Genomic DNA, 3,660 nt, shown 5'->3' with positions numbered 1-3,660 from the left:
TTACTAAAAAACTTTTCATGATTATTTTTTCTTAGGATTAAATTGCATTGCTTTGAGAATATTTTTATCAAAATCAGATAATGCATCTCTTTCTTTATTTGGAGGTGTATCAACATATTCATCAAAACAAGGGTTAAGAGGAATTGCCTTTAAACCATATCTTGCAATATATTTCAATGGTTTTGGTTTCAAATGTTCAATGAAGTCTGCTGCTAAATATGCTTCTTTCTTATAGGTAGTATTACCTACTATGAAATCTACATTAACAGTTTCAACACTTTCAATTGACCTCTCAACAATACCTTTTACTGATTCAATATCAATGTAGATAGAATCATCATCTTCCATTGTGGGATAATAAAAACCAATTTCCCATTCATCTATATTGATGGTTGAATATGATTTTGAAGTAATACTTTTCTTTTCTATATTATCTTTCATGCTGCTGCAATCAATGTTTTATAAGGTAAATATTTAGTTGAAATAGCTGTGAGGAAATAATCAAACCTTGCTTTTTCTGTGTCAAATTTACGAGTATTATAGCGAAATACAAACTCATCCACATAATACTGTAAATGCTTCCTTGATACAAAATGATAGATTCCTACAATTCCTCTCTTTAATAAACTCCAAAAACCTTCAATAGTATTAGTGTAAATATCACCATTAACATATTCTCCTGAATTATGCTTAACAAACAAATGATTATATAATCTATCCAATCCACTATAACTACCCCATTCATCAGTATATAGGGTAGCTGCTTCTTTAATGGTCTTAATAATTTCAGGAGTTAAATATTTTGCTGCTGTGGTCTTAACTTTTTTAGCAACTAATTTACCATCTCTTTCAACCATTCCTACTACAGGAGTCTTATCTTTACAAGATCTACCTTGTGAGTTTGCTACTTTTTTGTTAGCATGTCTATTTTTATTCTTTCCTCCTACAAAAGTTTCATCTACTTCAACTTCATTATCTAACTCATGATTGTTTTCAATTTCAAAACAATTTCTCATTCTTTGAAGCATGAACCAAGCAGTTTTCTGTGTTACACCAATATCTTTAGCTAACTGATGAGAAGATATACCTTTCTTATGTGAGGTAATTAGCCAAATAGCCATGAACCATTTTTGTAATTCAATCTTTGTTGAATCAAACATTGTATTGGTTTTTACATTAAAATAAAGACCTGTATTCTTACATTTATATTTGTTTCCTGCACATTTATAAACTTTGGAAGAGGGATCAAAAGGAGAAACAACACCATCAGACCAAATCAATTCTTCAAGATATTCAATACAAGTTTGTTCATCTTTAAAAACCTTAACCAGCTCTATTAAAGAGTTAAATGATTGTCCTAACATAATGTTGTTTGTTATTAATTACACAACAAAGATAAGTATAAAATTACACTCATGCAATGGCTTGGTGTAATATAGTTCTTATTTCTAGTATTTTTTAACACTATTCTCAGATGAGTACACTATTTATTGGAAAATGAATGGTTATGAAATTTACTAAAGATGAGCTAATTATAATGTGCAAAGAAGGAATGAACAAATATTACTATGGTGTTGATGAATATTTATCAGATCATCCTGAGTTAAGTCTATTAAAGCGTTCTCAAATAGTTGAATTATATCATCAAGATGGTTATTTAGGTCCATTGCAAGCTGTTGAGAAATATTTCTTTGAACAAACAGATAATGAATATTCAAAAGATTCAGATACTTACAAACTCCTTATTAAAGCTTTTTGTGATTATGGAAAAGATGTATTAAGAAAGAATAATGTTCTTGTTCTTATCTGATTTTTATTTTACTCATTTCAATTGCGTATTGAATAGCTTCCTCTTCAAAGTCAAATGATTTCTCTTCTTCAACTTTACCTGAATCAATATCATGTAATACTACAGTATATTGAATTATCAATTCTCTGTTTTTAACATTATGAGGGTCAACTGTTTTTTGGAAAACAATTGATTGGTATTTACTATCAATATCTCCAAAAGATGAAGAAACAGGTTCTCCATATATGTCAATGTATGCATTAAACCATTCCATATTATTTAAGATTTTTGATTTTAAGATTTAAATTCAGACATTTCTTCTAATAATATTTTTGCTTGAATTTCTGATTCAATATAGTGAATTGTTAACCCTATTAGAGTTTTCAAATCAGAAATATCCTTATTTTCCCATTTGCGAATATAATGAGTTTCATCATTTCCTAACCAAACAGCCCTAACTGCAACCTTTTTTATATTTGCATTATCAATATCATCTCTAATGCAATTATTAAGAAACTTAGTTTTAATATCTTGATGTTTGTCCTCAGAATTAATTGACATCAAGTAATCTTTAATTAAGAATTCAAGAGCTTTGCGATATCCTGTACCACAAATTTGATTTAAACCAAGTTGTTCTGCAAAATGAGATTGGTTATATATTTCAATAAAATTAGGAGATAGTTCATTTAAAATATCACTAAATGTCTTTTCAGAAGGCATCGCAAGAGGTTTAATTGAATGAAAAGTAGCTGCATCCACATCTTCCAAAAATTCAGCAATGAATGTATTCTCACATGAAGCATTTGTACATTGAGAAAAAACATCAAGGCTGCATTCATTTCCATGATATATACAAAAATGATATTCAGGAATCATTGTTATGCCACAAAAAGGACATTCCATAGAAGCATTTTCTATTTCTGCTTTAACAAACTTACCATTTTCATAATAAGGGACATCTACTATATTCATATATACTTCTTTATTGGATTGCAAATTTAATTATTTTCTTCCACATCCACCAAATTAACCAACCTAACTTTCAATCTCTCAGCAATCTTTAATAAAGTACCAATGGTTAGATTGGTTCTACCTGCTTCAATCCTGGACATATTGCTTTTCTCAAAATTACAAGCAGCAGCCAAATCCTGTTGACTGATATTTTTTTCTTCCCTTAATTCCTTGATTTTCAAACCAATTCTAATTAATATAAGTTCTTTTTTCATGAAATTTAATGTTATCATATTTGATAACAAAGGAAATTGTTTATCTTTGCACATTGGTTATCATTTATGATAACTGCAAAATGTTTAATAATTTAAAAATTAATTTGTTTTATGAGAAAGTATCTAAACTTTGGTGTGTTAGTAATGGTCTTAATGACTTTGTGTGTAGGATTTAGTTCCTGCTCAGATGATGATGACGAAAATTCAGGTGGTGGTAACAACAACTTTAGTCCAAGTGCTGAATTATATGTTGATGGAGTTAGTAAAAAGATAAATTTAATTAGAACTTTTTATGAAAGTTCAAGAGGTATAGGGGATTTTGAGATAACAATAGGAAGTGAAGAAATTGCTTTCACAATAACTTTAAATTCTCTTGAAGTTGTTGAACTTGGAAAAAACTATGATTTAAAGAATGAAAATGCTTACTTTATACTCCAAACTACTGATGGAAATTTTAATTTCAAATCTGCATCAATATTTTATTTAGTATATTTTGATTTAGAAAAAGAAGAAATGACAATTGAGTTTAATGGAACAGTTAGTGGAAAAGGAGGAGATCATAATGTTAAAGGAAAAGTATCAACCAGGTTTAAAAAATCAAATGGTACTATAGACCATACATTATAATTAATAATCCATAGAAAT

At 28.4% G+C, this 3,660-nt stretch carries 7 protein-coding genes; 2 read left to right on the top strand and 5 right to left on the bottom strand.

Annotated elements, in window-relative coordinates; translation table 11 throughout:
* Positions 1 to 21 precede the first annotated feature (21 nt).
* Both JCM10512_RS20805 and JCM10512_RS20800 read right to left on the bottom strand, forming a co-directional pair.
* Positions 22 to 441, bottom strand: a complete 420-nt coding sequence (locus tag JCM10512_RS20805; protein ID WP_044165831.1) for a hypothetical protein — start codon at positions 439 to 441, stop codon at positions 22 to 24.
* Positions 438 to 1,364: an IS1595 family transposase gene (locus JCM10512_RS20800; protein WP_044165828.1), complete on the bottom strand. Its 927-nt coding sequence runs from the start codon at positions 1,362 to 1,364 to the stop codon at positions 438 to 440. The genes JCM10512_RS20805 and JCM10512_RS20800 overlap by 4 nt, the downstream gene beginning before the upstream one ends.
* 143 nt (positions 1,365 to 1,507) lie before the next feature.
* Here JCM10512_RS20800 and JCM10512_RS20795 point away from each other — a divergent pair, with 143 nt between their 5' ends.
* Entirely contained in the window at positions 1,508 to 1,810 is a 303-nt protein-coding gene (locus JCM10512_RS20795; protein WP_148298516.1) for a hypothetical protein, read from the top strand.
* On the opposite strand, the gene JCM10512_RS20790 is transcribed toward JCM10512_RS20795, so the two are convergent.
* Genes JCM10512_RS20790 through JCM10512_RS20780 form a run of 3 tightly spaced genes read right to left on the bottom strand, consistent with a single transcriptional unit; the run spans position 1,803 to position 3,015 of the window.
* A complete protein-coding gene (locus tag JCM10512_RS20790; RefSeq protein WP_044165825.1) occupies positions 1,803 to 2,063 on the bottom strand; it encodes a hypothetical protein in 261 nt (86 codons plus the stop codon). The genes JCM10512_RS20795 and JCM10512_RS20790 overlap by 8 nt on opposite strands.
* 20 nt (positions 2,064 to 2,083) lie before the next feature.
* On the bottom strand, positions 2,084 to 2,761 hold the full coding sequence (locus JCM10512_RS20785) for a DUF4145 domain-containing protein (RefSeq protein WP_148298515.1): 678 nt from the start codon (positions 2,759 to 2,761) through the stop codon (positions 2,084 to 2,086).
* 26 nt (positions 2,762 to 2,787) lie between these two features.
* The gene (locus JCM10512_RS20780) at positions 2,788 to 3,015 is read right to left on the bottom strand and encodes a helix-turn-helix domain-containing protein (RefSeq protein WP_044165833.1); all 228 of its coding nucleotides are present in this window, start codon (positions 3,013 to 3,015) and stop codon (positions 2,788 to 2,790) included.
* Between the two features lie 111 nt (positions 3,016 to 3,126).
* On the opposite strand from JCM10512_RS20780, the gene JCM10512_RS20775 reads away from it, so the two are divergent.
* Positions 3,127 to 3,642, top strand: coding sequence for a hypothetical protein (locus JCM10512_RS20775; protein ID WP_044165823.1), 516 nt, complete (start codon positions 3,127 to 3,129; stop codon positions 3,640 to 3,642).
* Positions 3,643 to 3,660: the final 18 nt, after the last annotated feature.

The sequence above is a fragment of the Bacteroides reticulotermitis JCM 10512 genome (assembly GCF_000517545.1).
GTDB classification, from domain to species: Bacteria; Bacteroidota; Bacteroidia; order Bacteroidales; family Bacteroidaceae; genus Bacteroides; species Bacteroides reticulotermitis.
This window is presented reverse-complemented; position numbering and strand designations above follow the sequence as displayed.

Excerpts from the sequence above, each read along its gene's own strand:
- JCM10512_RS20805 (WP_044165831.1), bottom strand. The coding sequence starts at position 441 with ATGAAAGATAATATAGAAAAGAAAAGTATTACTTCAAAATCATATTCA.
- JCM10512_RS20800 (WP_044165828.1), bottom strand. The coding sequence starts at position 1,364 with ATGTTAGGACAATCATTTAACTCTTTAATAGAGCTGGTTAAGGTTTTT.
- JCM10512_RS20795 (WP_148298516.1), top strand. The coding sequence starts at position 1,508 with ATGAAATTTACTAAAGATGAGCTAATTATAATGTGCAAAGAAGGAATG.
- JCM10512_RS20790 (WP_044165825.1), bottom strand. The coding sequence starts at position 2,063 with ATGGAATGGTTTAATGCATACATTGACATATATGGAGAACCTGTTTCT.
- JCM10512_RS20785 (WP_148298515.1), bottom strand. The coding sequence starts at position 2,761 with ATGAATATAGTAGATGTCCCTTATTATGAAAATGGTAAGTTTGTTAAA.
- JCM10512_RS20780 (WP_044165833.1), bottom strand. The coding sequence starts at position 3,015 with ATGAAAAAAGAACTTATATTAATTAGAATTGGTTTGAAAATCAAGGAA.
- JCM10512_RS20775 (WP_044165823.1), top strand. The coding sequence starts at position 3,127 with ATGAGAAAGTATCTAAACTTTGGTGTGTTAGTAATGGTCTTAATGACT.